This is a genomic window from uncultured Tateyamaria sp. (assembly GCF_947503045.1).
Taxonomy (GTDB): Bacteria; Pseudomonadota; Alphaproteobacteria; order Rhodobacterales; family Rhodobacteraceae; genus Tateyamaria.
This window is the reverse complement of the sequence record NZ_CANNCF010000001.1, coordinates 478,771-493,950: the sequence shown is the minus strand read 5'-3', so window position 1 is coordinate 493,950 and position 15,180 is coordinate 478,771. Positions and strand designations below refer to the sequence as shown.

At 58.1% G+C, this 15,180-nt stretch carries 12 protein-coding genes and 1 pseudogene; 4 read left to right on the top strand and 9 right to left on the bottom strand.

Features of this window, described 5'->3' with window-relative positions:
* Positions 1-12: 12 nt before the first annotated feature.
* The 4 genes from Q1A89_RS02630 to Q1A89_RS02615 form a co-directional block, all read right to left on the bottom strand.
* Positions 13-786 (bottom strand): hypothetical protein, encoded by a 774-nt coding sequence (locus Q1A89_RS02630; protein WP_299723336.1) that lies wholly within the window; start codon positions 784-786, stop codon positions 13-15.
* Positions 787-978: 192 nt separating this feature from the next.
* Positions 979-1,218, bottom strand: coding sequence for a hypothetical protein (locus tag Q1A89_RS02625; protein ID WP_299723333.1), 240 nt, complete (start codon positions 1,216-1,218; stop codon positions 979-981).
* Positions 1,219-1,262: 44 nt separating this feature from the next.
* Positions 1,263-2,570 carry a S8 family serine peptidase gene (locus tag Q1A89_RS02620; RefSeq protein ID WP_299723330.1) on the bottom strand — a complete coding sequence of 436 codons (1,308 nt, stop codon included), beginning with the start codon at positions 2,568-2,570 and terminating at the stop codon, positions 1,263-1,265.
* 67 nt (positions 2,571-2,637) lie between these two features.
* Positions 2,638-3,630 (bottom strand): trypsin-like serine protease, encoded by a 993-nt coding sequence (locus tag Q1A89_RS02615; protein WP_299723327.1) that lies wholly within the window; start codon positions 3,628-3,630, stop codon positions 2,638-2,640.
* A gap of 210 nt (positions 3,631-3,840) precedes the next feature.
* Here Q1A89_RS02615 and Q1A89_RS02610 point away from each other — a divergent pair, with 210 nt between their 5' ends.
* The 3 genes from Q1A89_RS02610 to Q1A89_RS02600 are packed head-to-tail and all read left to right on the top strand — an operon-like array spanning position 3,841 to position 8,175.
* Complete coding sequence (locus Q1A89_RS02610; protein WP_299723324.1) at positions 3,841-5,517, top strand: hypothetical protein; 1,677 nt, start codon at positions 3,841-3,843, stop codon at positions 5,515-5,517.
* A gap of 25 nt (positions 5,518-5,542) precedes the next feature.
* Positions 5,543-6,562, top strand: coding sequence for a phosphatase PAP2 family protein (locus tag Q1A89_RS02605; protein WP_299723321.1), 1,020 nt, complete (start codon positions 5,543-5,545; stop codon positions 6,560-6,562).
* Positions 6,550-8,175, top strand: a complete 1,626-nt coding sequence (locus Q1A89_RS02600) for a S8 family serine peptidase (RefSeq protein WP_299723318.1) — start codon at positions 6,550-6,552, stop codon at positions 8,173-8,175. Before Q1A89_RS02605 ends, Q1A89_RS02600 begins: the two co-directional genes overlap by 13 nt.
* Positions 8,176-8,385: 210 nt before the next feature.
* On the opposite strand, the gene Q1A89_RS02595 is transcribed toward Q1A89_RS02600, so the two are convergent.
* Positions 8,386-9,069, bottom strand: coding sequence for an IS6 family transposase (locus Q1A89_RS02595; protein WP_299726048.1), 684 nt, complete (start codon positions 9,067-9,069; stop codon positions 8,386-8,388).
* A gap of 302 nt (positions 9,070-9,371) precedes the next feature.
* Between Q1A89_RS02595 and Q1A89_RS02590 the strand changes: the two genes are divergently transcribed.
* Positions 9,372-9,707, top strand: coding sequence for a hypothetical protein (locus Q1A89_RS02590; RefSeq protein WP_299723314.1), 336 nt, complete (start codon positions 9,372-9,374; stop codon positions 9,705-9,707).
* Between the two features lie 414 nt (positions 9,708-10,121).
* Here Q1A89_RS02590 and Q1A89_RS02585 read toward each other — a convergent pair whose 3' ends face one another.
* The 4 genes and pseudogenes from Q1A89_RS02585 to Q1A89_RS02570 form a co-directional block, all read right to left on the bottom strand.
* On the bottom strand, positions 10,122-11,321 hold the full coding sequence (locus Q1A89_RS02585; protein ID WP_299723311.1) for an IS91 family transposase: 1,200 nt from the start codon (positions 11,319-11,321) through the stop codon (positions 10,122-10,124).
* Positions 11,322-11,333: 12 nt separating this feature from the next.
* On the bottom strand, positions 11,334-12,221 hold the full coding sequence (locus Q1A89_RS02580) for a site-specific integrase (protein ID WP_299723308.1): 888 nt from the start codon (positions 12,219-12,221) through the stop codon (positions 11,334-11,336).
* A 209-nt stretch (positions 12,222-12,430) separates the two neighbouring features.
* Positions 12,431-13,503, bottom strand: a pseudogene (locus Q1A89_RS02575) (transposase).
* Between the two features lie 92 nt (positions 13,504-13,595).
* On the bottom strand, positions 13,596-15,152 hold the full coding sequence (locus Q1A89_RS02570) for a helix-turn-helix domain-containing protein (protein ID WP_299723305.1): 1,557 nt from the start codon (positions 15,150-15,152) through the stop codon (positions 13,596-13,598).
* Positions 15,153-15,180: the final 28 nt, after the last annotated feature.

Genomic DNA, 15,180 nt, shown 5'->3' with positions numbered 1-15,180 from the left:
GGCGGCGAAGCATCATATCCCCAGCAACGTGCGCAGCGCGGCGGCATTTGCAGCGAAGCCGTCAAGCCCGCCCTGTACAGTATCGCCGCCGTCGCCATGTTCGGTGACACTGATAGCGATGTTCACGGGCCGGTCTCCGGTATCGGGAAAGAACGGAGAACGCTGTCCATTCAGTACGTCGGACGGGGTGCGGTCCAGCGTGACGCGGGCCGCGGCAATGGGCAGCGAAAAGCTTGTGATCGGCGCGGGCCCGTCGATCTGGCGGCGGTTCACATAGGAAATCGACGCGGACACGGATACGGCGGCGCTGACGGTCCCGTCTTGCGCAGAAGAGGAGGCGGCAAAGGCGGTCATGTTCAGCCTTTGAGGGACCAGTTCTAGGGACGAACCCCCGCGGCTGGCCACCTTTATTTCGAGATCGCTGAGAACCTCGCCATCTTGCGTCAGGCGCTGCATGCGCAGACAGTGACCGGGAACCAACCGATCCAGCGAGATCCGCGCCACATAGGTTGCCGTGAAGCGCGCGGCTTTGGCTTCCAATGCGGAGTTGAGAAGGCTGGCGGCCTGATCGAATAGGATACTGGGCAGAACCCCGGGCGCGATCAATCCGGCGGCACTTTCCCGTGCGCTGGCGCAGGGGCCGGATGTCAGGCTGGTCTGGGCCCCTGCTGTGCCTCGAGATTCGGGCAAGGTCAGCGCCGATAATGTGGCGCAGCCTGCCACCAGTAGGGGCAAACATAGCAACGGGGTGCGGTGTAGGAAGCGGATTGCAATCGAAGGTGTCATGATGAAAACCTCTGCTCTTTTGGCCAAAACGGGGGGATCCGGGCGCAAGTGCTGCGCCCGAATGATGTTGTTGTGATCGGATTCGTACCTCCGAGCCTCTGGCGACGTACCCGAAACGTTTCGCATCACTTAGCGCCTTGAAATCTTTGGCGTCAGGCAACGCTGGTCGCGTCAGGTCTTTCGCATGAAGCTTTAGGGCGCGTCGTCCAGATCGGGTGGGTCGATGCTGGTGCTGATCTCCGGCGAGACGTCCTTGACCTCGGGAAGGGCAGCGATGCTGTCGGCCATGGTCTGGCTACAAACGCCCACCAACATCCCGAGTTCTTCAAGGGCGTGTTCGACGGCGCAGCCCTGGGACTGCAGGCGCTGGCTTAGATCGGCGAGATCGGCGCTTGGCTCCACTGTTACGATCCATCTTTGCGTGTCGTCCATGGGCTCACTTCCTTCTGTTGAGGTCAGGATCACTGCCGCTGGCATCAGGATGGCGCCTGAACCAGGCCGCTGCCAACGAATTTTGCCGGCTCGCTCAGCGGACGGGCCGCGCGTTGCAACCGATCCCAAAGCGCCTTACCGCGCAAGCGGGGATCGGTCTGTGCCCAGAGCGCGGCGCAGCCCGCCACATGGGGGGTGGCCATGCTGGTACCTGCCGCTTCGCGGTAAAGCTCGGGGCGGGGAGCGGATGACAGCACGTCCCGGCCCGGGGCCGCGATTTCCACCTTGCCATAGTTCGAGAAGTTCGATCGTTTGAGGTTCGGATCCAGCGAGGCCACCGCCATGATCGTGGGCGAATTGGCGGGGGCGGCGGTGAGGCTTCTTTGGTTGCCCGTCGCCGCGATCATTAGCAGCCCGTTGTCCAGCGCCCTTTGACCGGCCCGCACATAGGGCTGATAGACGGTTGAGGTGCGCCCGCCCAGAGACATGGAGATGACCTCGCACCGGTTCGCGATGGCCCAGTTCATGCCCAGCAGAACACTGGTGCCCACGCTGGAGCCATTGTCGGCCAATACCTTGCCCACATAGATCTGGGCGCCATAGCCGATCCCGTAGCGCGGCACGGGGCCGGTGGGGGATTGCGGGCCGCAGGCGGTGCCTATGCAGTGGGTGCCATGGCCGTTGCCGTCCTGTTCCGTGCCGCCCACAAAGGACTTTCCGGTGATCCGGCGTCCGACGAAATCGGGATGTCCGAAATCCAGACCGGTATCGAGCACGGCAACCTTGATGCCCGCGCCGCTGCGGCTGCTTTCGGGGACCTTGCAGGCTGCCAGACCCCAGGTGACGCCGCTTGCCTCGGCCTCAACCATCAAATCCGGTTCCGATTCCAGCAGGGCCTGACCTTCGGCGATGGCCCGCGTCGCCTGCAGGAAGCCACGCATGAATTCCGAACTTTTGTCGATGGCATGAACGAAATGTTCGGGGTCAATGCTGGCTATGGGACTGTCACTGGACAGCGCGGACATCTCGCCCACGGCGCTGGCCTCGACCGCGCGCGGTGTCATCACGGCCACGTTGATTTCCGGCAGCATCAGAACATCGGCATCGCTCAGTTGCGAGAGATCTACGGATTGATCCACATAGTCGCGCGCATCGGCCACACGGGCGCCGGAGGCCTGGAACATCGCCGCCATGTCGCCATTGGCACCGTCCTTGAAGGTCAGAACCGTACGGCCTGTGTTCTGCGCGCCGGGTTCCGTTTTCAGCGCATCCGCCAGAAGTTCATCGACCGAGGACGACAGGGACATGCAAGCAGGTTGCGGCGCGGGTTTCTTTTTGGGTTTCTTGGTCATTTCAAATCTCCTTGTCAAAGTTAGCCAGAGGCCCGTCAGGGGCATCCGGATGGGTCTGAGAGGCCGGTTATTGGGTCCAGCGCTTCAGATTCTCGAACACCGCCTTGGTGATGCGCACGCCGTGGTTGTTGCTGGCGTGAACGCCGCCGCCGTGGACGCCCATGCTGTGCACCCCCAGGGCACAGGGGCCCCGGCATACGCTGGAGGCGGTGGTGTAGACGGCCGAGCCGCTGTTTCCCGGAACCGTGTCGTTGCGGTAAAAGACCTGGCGGGTGTCGTTCGCGCGCAGTTGGTCGGTCGAGCGCCATTGGGTCAGGTTCTTGTCACCGGGATAGCCGTCGATGATGGTGGGCAGCCCCACAAGGCTGGCCGTTTGCCAGAAAAAGCCCAGCCATCCGGTGCGTTCGCCCACGGTACAATCCAGCTTGATGGCGCCGTAATCGTAGCGTTCATCGCGGTTGCGCACCCAGCCTGTCACGGAATGAAGGCTGCGGGCGCGGCACGATCCAAAGGGGGAGGATGGCCCATCGCGCCCCGGATAGACCCGCACGTTCTGCGACCAACTTCCCGCGGAACCGCCACCATGCACGCAATGCCCTGCCGTCAGCACCGTGTCCTTGGAAATCATCGCGCCGGAACAGCGCTTGTTGTTGTAAGTCACAAGGACGCTGGTGCGCTCGGGGTAGGTGGTTGTCTTGTTGCGCTTGCGCGTGTCGGGTCTGAAGATGCTGCGGATTCCGATTTCGTCTTCAATGGGGTCCGCGACCGCCGGTTCCAGCTCCAGCAGGTCGAAAAAGTCTTCAGCAGATTCGGTCGGGATGGATTCGCCCTGGGTGCCTGTGGTCTTGCCCGGGTCGCCTTCATTGCCGGGTTCGGCGTTGAAGGGGCCCATGATTTCGGCGACGCTGACGCCGTCGGAACTTAGCGGGTTGTGGGGATTGTCCTGATCTTGGGCAATGGCCGGAAAGGCCGTGGCGATGGAAAGGCAGGCCGCCATGCCAAGGGCTGTTTGCCACCGTACGCCCTTGAATTGTGCAGTGAATGCGATCGCTTCGGGCATTGTTTCCTCCTGAATGCGCCGCTGGGATTTGCGGGCTTCAGAAAGAGCTAAAGCAGTACCGTCATCGAAACGTCATCGCGCCATTTCGTGGGCATCAATTGCCCGGGCGCTGGCGTGTCATTGCCTTTTGAATTGGTGCGTGAATATTTTTGTTATGTCGTTTCACGTACAGGTGGTAGCGTTGAAGCAGGTATGGGGCGTGTAAACGTGATGAATGACGGACAGCTACACTCCGGTAATTCGGTCGCCGATGATCCGTTCATCCCCAGGCCATGTGCGTTTGCCCGTTTGCATGGGCCATTTCGATTGCACCTGTCCGATGGCACGGACATCACCCCCACCAGTCCGCTTAGAATTGCCATCCTTGCCGTTCTTCTTTCGGCACCCGAATTGTGCAAAGCCAGACGCAGTTTGCTGGACATGTTCTGGTCCTGCGAAACGCCCGCCAAGGCGTCGGCCAATTTGCGCACGGCATTGTATCTGTTGAAACAGGATCTTGCGGTTTTGGGAGAGGGAGTTCTGACCTCCAATCGAAGCCGGGTAGCGCTGTGCCCGGAGCGTCTGAAAGTCCAGGACCCCGGCGCTGCGGACGGGATGTTTCTAGAAGGGGTGGATTTATCTTTGCCCGGCTGCGACGGGTTTGAAGAATGGCTGCGCGACAGCCGCGCAGCCGACGTTCAGCCGGACGCGCCGCCGGTCTCCAAGACCCATTGGAATGCCTCGTCACCGGCACGGAATGCACAACGGATTGAGCTTGGGGTGCTGCCCCTGCTGCAGGCGAACCTCTCGGAATCCTGCATCAATGAGGCCGACGGGATCGTTGATGCCACGATCCGCGTTGTGTCGCTGACCACCTTTCTGTCCCTTCATGACCTGCGCGACAGGGACGTTCCCGTGGTGCCATTGCCCATCCGGAACGGCAATGGCCCCAGCCATCTGTTGCAAGCCGTGGCCGAGCGGCGGGATGGCAATCTCATGATGCGGTTTCGCCTGACAGAAGCGGTGAACCAGCGCATTCTTTGGATTTCCGATCCGGTGAACGCCAGCGATCTTGAACCGGAGGAATTGGCCGCAATGACGGCTGAAATAATCCTGCGCAATCTGGCCACTGTTTCCTTGCCAGATGAGTCTCCGAACCTGTTTCCTTGGACGGCAATTGCCGGGCTGTTCTCACTGGATCCGCAAATGATCTCTACGGTGGAAACGCAGATAGATCACATGATCCAGAACGGCGCCCCGGCGGAACTGGAGTGCCTTTTGCTGTTTGCCCAAGTCTTCAAGCAGAATGAAGGTGTCGAGGCGGTCCGCCCAATGTCCAGCGAGCGATTGTGCCAATTGCTGTCGGAGATATCGGCATCCAGCCCGTTACTGCCGCTTTGGCACAGTGTTGCGGGTTATTCGGCCCATATGCTGCTGGGGCAAAACGACTTGGCGGACATGCTGTTGGAGAGCGCCCATAGCTCCGCACCGGGATTATCTTTGAACTTGGATCATCTGGCCGTCATTCGCATGATGCAGGGCGATTTCGCGCAGGCGGAATCCGCGTTCTGGCGGTGCCAGAAGAACGGCGCGCACAGCCCGTGGCGATATACCTATGACGTAACCGGTGCGATGATTTTCATGGCCAAGGGCGATTACAAACTGGCCCTGTCCTTTGCCAATCGCGCGCTGTTTCGTAAACCGCGGTTCATCGGCGCCTTGCGCTATGCCATGGCCGGATCCGCCCTGGCCGGAAATACGGGGGATGCGCGCCGCCTGCGGGCGCGGATTCGGCAATTGCGCCCGGATTACGACTTGGCGGAATGGACCGACCGCATGGTTCAGCGCACGCCCATAGATCTAAGCCGACGACTGGTGCGCAGTTTTGAACAAAACGGACTGATTTAATCCCTTTAGACGACAGGTTATCCAAATGCCAAAAGACAAAAAAACGGACCCGACGAAATGCTACGAAAACGACCGTCCTGACCATAGCGGGCCGCAGCAAACACTGGATGACGTCAAAAACATTCTCAAGTCCGCATTTCTGAAAATCAACAATGACCGGATCATGGTGGAATTGACCGCCCAGGACGATGCTGACGAAGCATTCAGATTTGCCCAAAGTGCCGTGGCCGGGTATACTAGTGGGCTGCTGCACAAGGCGCTGCACAAGGCGCTGCACAAATCCCTGCACAAGAGCCTCCACAAATCTCTGCACAAAGGCTTGCACAAGGGCCTTCAGGCGGCTGCGGGAATGTCCAGCGGATATGGCGGCGGACCCGAGCTGGATTGGCCCACGATCGAGGTCCCGTGGCGGGAGTTGCACCGGCTATATGATCGCCGCGACAGTTATCGGTGGGACAGGTTCGAGTTGCACGAAATGCCCGCGCCTCTGCCTGTGCGCGACAGGCTGGCTGAGATAGAGCCCCTGCACGACTACCAGAAACAACTGCGAGAACCCGAAGAGGCCTTTCGCCGGGAACGCATCCGGCGTGAGGCGGGCAACGACTTGACGGCCTATATGCTGCCGCTGGGTGCGGATGTCACCACGCCCGGCAGTGCGACGGCGGTGATGTTTCAGACGATCCTGTGGTTGGGCAGCCTGATCGGGCTGATCTACAAGGAACGTTTCAACGCGCCGCGCCCCCACGTGTTGGATCCCACGCTGGAACCGTTCATCCCGGTGCCCGCCTATTCGTCCTATCCGTCCAACCACGCGTTCCAGTCCTTTCTGATCGCCGAAGTGTTTGCGCGCGCGGCCCCCGAGCATCCGGGCGGGGCTGCCCTGTTCCGTGCTGCAGCCGAGGTGGCGAAGAACCGGGAATGGGCCGGGTTGCACATCGTATCGGACACCGAGGGCGGCGAAACACTGGCGCGCCTGTGTGCCCCGATGTTCGAAGATATTCTGCAAGATCAAATCCGCCTCGTCCGCGCGGAATGGCTGCAATAGGGAGAAAAAAGATGGCACATAGTCAAAAACACCCCCATGGACGTCATCCGCATCCCTCTTATCAGAAGCCCAAGCAGGACGATGAACGTTACTGCCACCCGCTGGGAACGGGGTTTCGCCCGGCCTTCCACGCACTGTGGCACCTTCACGTGCTGCAAATCGTCGACAAATTGTCGGAATATGGAGGCGAGCCCTGGGAAGGTGCCGCTAGCGTCGCGATGGGCAACAAGAACACCGGCAAAAAGGCGGTTTCGCAGCGTAAAGACAAGGGCGACACGGACACGCAGGTTCCGGTTCCGCCTCGCCCGGCGCGCATCGCGTTGATCGACACGCCTGTCGACTATAAGCACCCGAATTTATGCGGGGCCATGGATACCGGGTTGATGCGCGATTTCAGTCATACCGCACATGGGGAGTTTCTGCGTTTCAAGGACGGTAACGAAAACAAGGGCGACAAGTATTTTCTAGACGCGGATGTCAAATCCCGCGCGTGGCTGGGGGACAAGGCGAGCAAGCAAAACACCGACCTTGCCAAGGCCATCGTTGCCGAGATCGAGCACGGGCATAGTTCAGAACGACCCTTTCGCGTGTTCGGCGCCCATGGAACGGCCGTCGCCGGGCTGATCGGAGCGCGGCCCACCAGCATCTGTTTTCGTGAGCCTGCATTTCTGCGCGGCTTGAAACACGAAAACGGCGAAATCATAGACGATGTTGTTCTTTCCTCTGCCGATTGGCTGCCGCTTCCCTATTGCGGGATCAATCCGTTTTGCCGAATTGTCCCGATCTCCATTTCCGCCGCCCCGAGCGCTTCGATGCTACGATCCGCCGTGGAATACGCGAAATTGGTCGAACCGGATATCGTGGTGATCGCGGATTCGTGGGATCGACCGCGTGATCGTGCGAAACCGCTGTCCAAGGACGCGCAACAAATGCAGGAAGAGGAAAACAAGTTGTGGGATCGTCTGCATGAAGACTTCATGGATCTGTGCCAGGAAACTATCGTGCTTTGCGCCGCCGGAAATGAGGATTTGTCCCACCCGGTTTACCCCGCATCGGCATGCACCGACCCGCATGGCCCTTGGGCCGTGGGGGCTTGCGACGACAAGGGCGAAGACCTGAGTTATTCACCCACGCAGACCACCGTCATCGGTCACCATGGCTGGATGATCAAAACGCTGAGCACGGAATTGCCTCGTTTTGACCGCGAGGACGGGGAGCGCAAGATCGACCCATGGGCCGCGATTGACAAGGATTTGGACCCACCGAGATTGACAGGCAGGGAATTCCCTGCCCGCGATATCGTCACGACGGACCTACCCCGTCAAGCAGGGTACAATCCATCCCCCTATCAGTATCCGGAGGAGGACGAAAACGATCAATACGATAACGATCAATACTATGAAATCGGGTCACTTTTTACCCGCTTTGCGGGGACATCCGCCTCGGTCGCCATCGCCGCCGGGATCGTCAGCCTGATCCCCGAAGACAAGCGCAAGGCCATAAATCGCGAGAATACCCAACCCATCGAACAGCGCGACAAACTCGTGAAACTATTCGATTGGCACACAGCCAATGACCTTTTCAATTCAGATAATGCGCCAAAAGCGAAGTGAAATTTGTGCTCACAATTTTCGGGCAATAGTAGGCTGTTCATTGTCACGGTTGATCGAGAGACTTAGTGGCGTATTTCAGCTTTTTTGAGTTGCGATTTGAGAGATTCAGAAATTACGATTTTGGGTGAATATATTAGCGGTAGAATTTGGTGTATCGTAGGGATTTCCAACTTGTTTTCGCCTGATTGAGGGGATTGGGGTCTTTGCCGTTCAAGCGGTCATTTCGGCAGCATAGTCTTTCCAGAGGCCGAAAGCGTCGGCCCTGGCGTGGCGATACGAGATTGTGGAGAGTTGGTAGCGACGGGGTCGAAAGACGGTGTTGATTTGATCATGGGCAGCCAAAAATCTCTGTGCCTGCCAGGGCGATTTGAATAGGCCCATGAGTTTCTCTCGCTTCCGCGTAGGTCGGTGCGGCCCCGCGATCCGGTTATTGATCCCTTTGTGCGCGCGGTGGCCGGCTTCTGGCACCAGCTGACGGATCGGTTTGATATAGCTTCGCAATTTGTCCGTTATGATAACGCGGGGCCGGCCAAAACGGGCGAACAGTTGCCGCAAGAAGCGCCTGGCCGCTTTGGCGTTTCGCCTTGGCTGAACCAGAATGTCGAGCGCATCCCCGTTCCCATCCACGGCCCGCCACAACCACATCTTCGCCCCGTTGATTGGCACGACAACTTCATCGAGGTGCCACTTATCTGCTGCAGCGGGCCGGTCGCGCTTGATGCAATCTGCGAAATGCCGACCAAACCGGTTCACCCATTCGCGAACGGTTCCCCGGCTGACGACAACGCCTCGCACGGCGAGCAGATCCTCTACATCCACTGTGCTCAGCGCGAACCGGTGGTAGGCCCACACGGCGTAGGCAACGACTTCACGTGGGAACCCGTAACCTTTCAGGCGTGCATCCCAGTTGGTATGTTCATGAAGGCCGCCTAAGCTCCACCGAAAGCGACGGCAAGTTGGCAATGCCTCTGAGAAGACCGGAAGCGATGTTCACAACGAGATGAAACTCTTCACCTTGCCGTGGCCGGTTGCCGCTTTTGCGGGCGCTGGGGAGCGCCGAAGTGACAATGCGCGCGGCACTAAGCACCTTTGTCGCTCCCAACCCGTCGGAGACATCGCGTGGGTCCCGGTACCGCTACGCGTCTCACAATCTGCGGTTCAAGGTAAATCGCGCAGACGAACAAGCTGACCGTTTCATGGCCAATGTCAGCAAAGTTGCCGAACCTCCCGTTGGGCCATTAAGTGTGGAGGAAGATCTTTGGCTTTTCGAAAGCGACCGACGCGATGTGGGATCACCACATATCGATCAGATTACGTGCAAGGCGTCTGACTTAGCGCGCCTAAACTTGATTGCTGTCCACTCAGTCACCGGCTGGTGGAAGTCAAAGAATCTCCTTCAAGACAGGCTGCCAGAAATCAGGTTTTCGCTAATCGTCGAAATCGACGCAGGAGAACAGCAAACGGAACTCAGTGCCGAAGTACAAACGGCGATTGCTGCGATGGTTCAATCTCGGGCAGCGGTCTTGGTTTGACCAATCGCCACAACTGAATGCCCGCTTTTTGAAAGCCAGGAAGCTTCCGCCGCTGTCGCAGCGAACTTCCGCTTCCCTGAAGATTTTTCGATGCGGGCCGAGGTGCAATATTTCCTACTCGCGAGGCGGGCGGCCCGCGTTGACAAACCTCGGAAGGAGGAAGCTGCGGGGATCTGGGATCTGTCTATGGGGAAAGAGCGCTGGCGGTTGAGACTGACTTAGCCACGAGCGCGCGGTCGACTGTGCTTGAAGCGCTTGCCGCATTCGTTTTTCGCCAGCTTGATTGTGAGTATTGCGTAGATCGAGTGCTGACGATGCGATAGAGACCACCAATTCGGATGATTGCCACAAGCGGTTTGGACAGATCATCCGAAGACGATCGGAGCGTATCGAGGTGAGTGGTGACGCATCTGATCATGCGGCGTGCTCCTGTGGTGGCGCGCGTGACATTGGTTTCTGGCCACGGCGGAAGATCTCGATGATGCGCATATCGCCACCGCAACATGGGCATGGCTCGCGTAAAGTATGAGGGGCGATCTCGGGCGCCGGCTCTGGTTCATCGTTTTGGTCGGTGCGTTGATCGCCGAGCAAAGCTCCGATCTTCGTGATGTTTGATTTGCGTGCCGAACTGGCCAACAAGCCAAAGTGGCGGATACGGTGGAATCCGTCAGGCAGAACGTGGATCAGGAAACGGCGGATGAACTCGGGTGTGGCCAAGCGCATGACCTTTTGGCGGTCACCACGTTTGATCCGGTAAACCTTCCAGCGGAAAGCTACGGTATCGGCATCGGCGTTGATCAACCGATGGTTCGAGATCGCGACCCGGTGGGTATAGCGGCTCAGATGTGCCAGCACCGCCTCTGGCCCGCCAAACGGAGGCTTGGCATAGACGACCCAGTCGGTTTTGCGTAACGGGGCGAGCCATTTGGTGAAGGCAACGGCATCCGCCAGTCCTGCGTTGTCACCAAAGAACATAAGAGCTCCCGCTCGATGCAACTCTATCAACCCTTCCAGGAACAGACGTCTGAACAGTCGCGCCAAAACGCGCACATGCAGGAAGAACCCCGGTCTACAGGCTACCCACCTCGTGCCGTCGGGTGACAGGCCGCCGCCCGGCACGATCATGTGGATGTGGGGATGGTGCGTCAGCGCGGATCCCCAAGTATGAAGCACACTGGTCATGCCGACCTTTGCACCGAACCGCTTGGGGTCGGCGGCGATGGTCATCACGGTTTGCGCTGATGCGCTGAACAACAGGCCATAGACCGCCTTTGGGTTCCAATACGCAATGCGAGCGATCTCTGCGGGCATTGTGAAGACGACGTGGAAGTACTCGACCGGTAGCAGGTCCTCGGTGCGTGCCTCCATCCAGTCACGTGCGGCAGGTCCCTGGCATTTGGGGCAATGGCGGTTCTTGCAACTGTTGTACGCGATGTGATGGTGGCCGCATTTGGCACATCCCGCTACATGCCCGCCGAGCGCCTCGGTTCGGCAGGCTTCAATCGCCGACATCACCTTCAGTTGGCCGAGACTGACATGACCTGCATTGGCCCGGCGATATGCTGGGCCATACTTCCGAAAGATATCTGCAATCTCCAGCTTTGGGCGCGGCAACCGCCCGAGCCGCTACTCCAATCCCCGTCTGACAGTATGATCCTGCAGCGTCTCCAACATCTCGCAGGGGCTGACGGTGCCACGAATGGTCTTGGTCGCGACATGCGTATAGCGCGCTGTCGTGCAGAGCATTGAATGACCGAGAAGCACCTGGATCACCCGAACATCCGTACCAGCCTCGAGAAGATGGGTCGCAAAGCTGTGCCGAAGGGTGTGCAGGGTCGCGGGTTTGTTGATGCCTGCCATATGCTTGGCAGACGTGAACGCGCGGTTCAGTTGGCGCGGGGACAGGGCCATGATCTTGGGTTTGCCCGGAAACAGCCATCCCTCGGGCCGTGCCTCGCGCCAATAGTCGCGCGGCAGATCGAGCAAAGCGGGCGACAACATGGCCTTGCGGTCCTTGTCATTCTTGCCTTCGTCGACATGGATCAGCATCCAGTCGCTGTCGATATCCGAGACCTTGAGATTGCAGACCTCAGATGCGCGCAAACCAGCGCCATAGCTGATCCCCAAGGCTGCGCGATATTTCAAGCCCGGTCCCGGAACCGCCGCCAGAAGATCGCCGACCTCCTCGACGCTCAAGACAACGGGCAACTTCTTCGCCTTGCGTCCGAACTGCATGTAACGCTTCATCTCTTCGCGCCCACAGGTCATGCCAAAGAAGAACCGTAGCGACACGATCCTGGCATTGAACACGCCCGTCGAGACCCCGGTATCTGTGATGTGAAGCTGATATGCGCGCAACTCGTCCGGCGTGGCAGTATCAGGTGAGCGCCCTATAAACTCGGCAAAGTACCTGACTGCTCTGATATGGGCCTGCTGGGTCTTCGGGGACATTCCACGAATACGCATATATTCGATCATCCGCGCGCGCAGCGGGGTGGTCTTCTCCTCCTTCATGGGAGCCTCCTGTCATCAGATTGAGAAACCTCAATCGTCAGACAGGTCAGCAAAATCACAAAACGCGCACCGTAAGAGGCGGCTCAAAACCTCAACCACAAGCGCCATTGCCGCGATAGCGGCTTCGTCCTCCCGCCCATTCTGTTGAAAAACAACGTGTTGCGAGCGCAGAAAGTGGGCAACTGAACGGTGCGCGGGCGCCTTTCTGATCAGGCTTTGCGCGGTTGCTGCGGCGCAGGAAAGATCTTCGCCAGTTTGCGGAGGTTCTGGGCGGTGGCGGCGAGGAGGAATTCGTCATTTGCGCCGCATGGGCCACGTAGTCGTAACCTCCCGAGCCCGAGTATGCGCTTGAGGTGCGCGAAGAGCATTTCCACCTTCTTTCGCAGTGACCTGAGACCCGATTTCCCTCCAGCTTTTGGGAGAATCCGTCTGTTGGTATCTGGCCAGAGCCATAGGCGGTGTCCGCGATCAGACGTTCTGGATCTAGATCGAACTTATCTTTATCCCGGTCCAACATGGTCTTGGTTGATCCCACCTCAGCCTGCCGGATTGACCGCGTCGCTTCCACGTCGACGACGACACCGTGATCCGTGTCGATCAGGTAGTTGTCAGAATAGCTAAAGAACGCAGGGCCTTTGCGCGCAGCGGTCCACTGGCTGGCGGGATCCGAGAACGAGGTGAACTTTGGTTGCACCTCACTGGCGGCACCAAACGCTGCCTCATCCAATGTGTCGAGATACTCGCGCACAGCACGTGGCGCGGCAGCGACATCAATGCGATTGATGTCCCATTCTTCTTTGGAGGCTGAGAACTGCCTGTTCGCATCCGCCTCGATCAAGCTGGCATCAACGGCCATGCGTTGACCACTTACGAGACCTTCCGCGATGCAGCGCGCCACGGTTGTCTCGAACGGATGGCGGAGTAGTTCGCTGTCCCGGAAACGACCGTGCCTGTTCTTTGAGAATGTGGAGTGGTCCGGGATCCGATCATTCAGATCGAGACGACAAAACCAGCGATATGCGAGGTTCAAATGGGCCTCTTCTCACAGCCGTCGTTCAGAGCGGATACCAAAGCAATAGCCAACCAGCAGCATCCGGATCAGCAATTCCGGATCGATCGATGGGCGGCCTGTATGGCTGTAGAAATCTGCAAGATGGGCGCGGATGCTGCTTAGATCGACAAACCGATCAATCGACCTCAGTAGGTGATCTTGAGGGATGTGATCCTCCAACGAGAACTCGTAAAACAGCGCCGTCTGTGCTTCCCGCCTCGGTCCCATCATCGCTGATCCTCCGGTTTGTTGGGGGAATTGAATTAGCAGTTCATGCACCAATCAAGGAAGAGTTTTTCAACAAAACACGCCCAACTCAACCACTATTCGTTGTTTATCTCTACAACGTGGCGCATCAGAAACTCTCGCAATCCGGCGCCCAACTCATCATTGGTCAGTCTTTCGAGCACCGATAGTTGCTCTGAGCCATCGCCGATATTTTTCAACGCACGTCTCCGCTCGTCTCCTGAGAGTTGGCCGTAATGACGGTCAGTGATCTGTTCTGTGTCATGTCCTATGTTTTCTAGCCACGCTTTGCGTTCACGCGCGGTGAGGTGTCGACGGTCCCTTTCTGCTGCCATCGTGTGCTTTGCAGAGTGTGGCGTGTAATGCGCTTTGGCACCGCTGCTGGCTATCGCGAAGGTTTTGTTTACGGCCGTCTTTGTCTTCATCGGCTCGATCGGTGGCGCGTTTGGGTATCGCTTGGGGTAGCCATTCAGGAGGTACTTTAGATCCGGGAACAGCGGATCGTCGTCATGGAAGCCAAGGTCGCGTATAAGTGCTTCCCACTTGGTTACTTCAGCAGAAAAAGCTTCAGAAATTGGGAACCACCATATCTCCAGACTTTTGCCGTTTTTCGTACGAGAGACAGTACCATCCTGAATGATCATTTTTTCAGCGACACTTAGGTGTTTCAGCCGCAGCGAGACGAGCGTGTCTGCCCTCAACGCGCCAAGAAAAGCGATCGCGAACATCGCGCGATCCCGCTTCCGGGGAAGGGTCTGGGACGGCATGCGTTCGAGCATGGCTTCGGCCTCCTCTATGAGAGGATATTCCTTTTGGGGTCGCGGCAGACACTGGGCGTACACAGCCTTGGGCAACTCGATGTAGTCTGGCAGATCCTTGGGAAGGTCAGAGGCAAAGTCTTGCTTCAAAAGCCATACTAGAAACTTGCGAATGTGGGATGAGGTGTGACTGACACTCGAGCGCGATTTGGGTGCGTCGCGAGCACCAGAGAGTTGTAATTTCAACTCGGATCGCACTCTGTCGATGTCCACTGTACTCAATGAGGTGAAGGATTTCCCTTGGAGAACATCCTCTAGAAAACGAATGGCGCGCAGGTGGGCATCAACGGTCGCATCAGCGAAACGGCCCGCACTGATCTGCCATTTGTGAACTATGCGATCATTTCTGTTGTGCCAAATCCAAATATCACCGGACGCCTGAATTACTCCTTCGTCCGTTTGGTCCCCGTTGGTATTTGTAGCGCCCATTAACCTATGGACGTCCAGTTCTTCCAGATTCCCGAACTTGGTGACCGTCCTTTTACACCTCGGGCACGTTGCTTGCAGAACCTGCGCGCCGGATTTTGTTGCTAACGGTTCACGGTCAAATTTGATCGGTGTCACAGGCACTTTGCAAGTGAAGCAGTAGAATTCACATAGACTGAGCTTTACTTGTCTTCGCTCTAGTCGTCTTTGGAGAAAATCTTGGACTGCGGCCCCGCGAAACACATACGGCCTACGACTATTCGAGGGCATCAGACCTTCGTTGACCCAATTGCTGATTGTGTTCCGAGTCACACCATAGGAGAGCATGAGGTCTTCCACGGAATAGACCCAGTGTTTCTTTGCGCGAATGCCCTTGTAGGAACGGGTCATGTCTCTGCACCCTCCCCGCCCCGGCGAT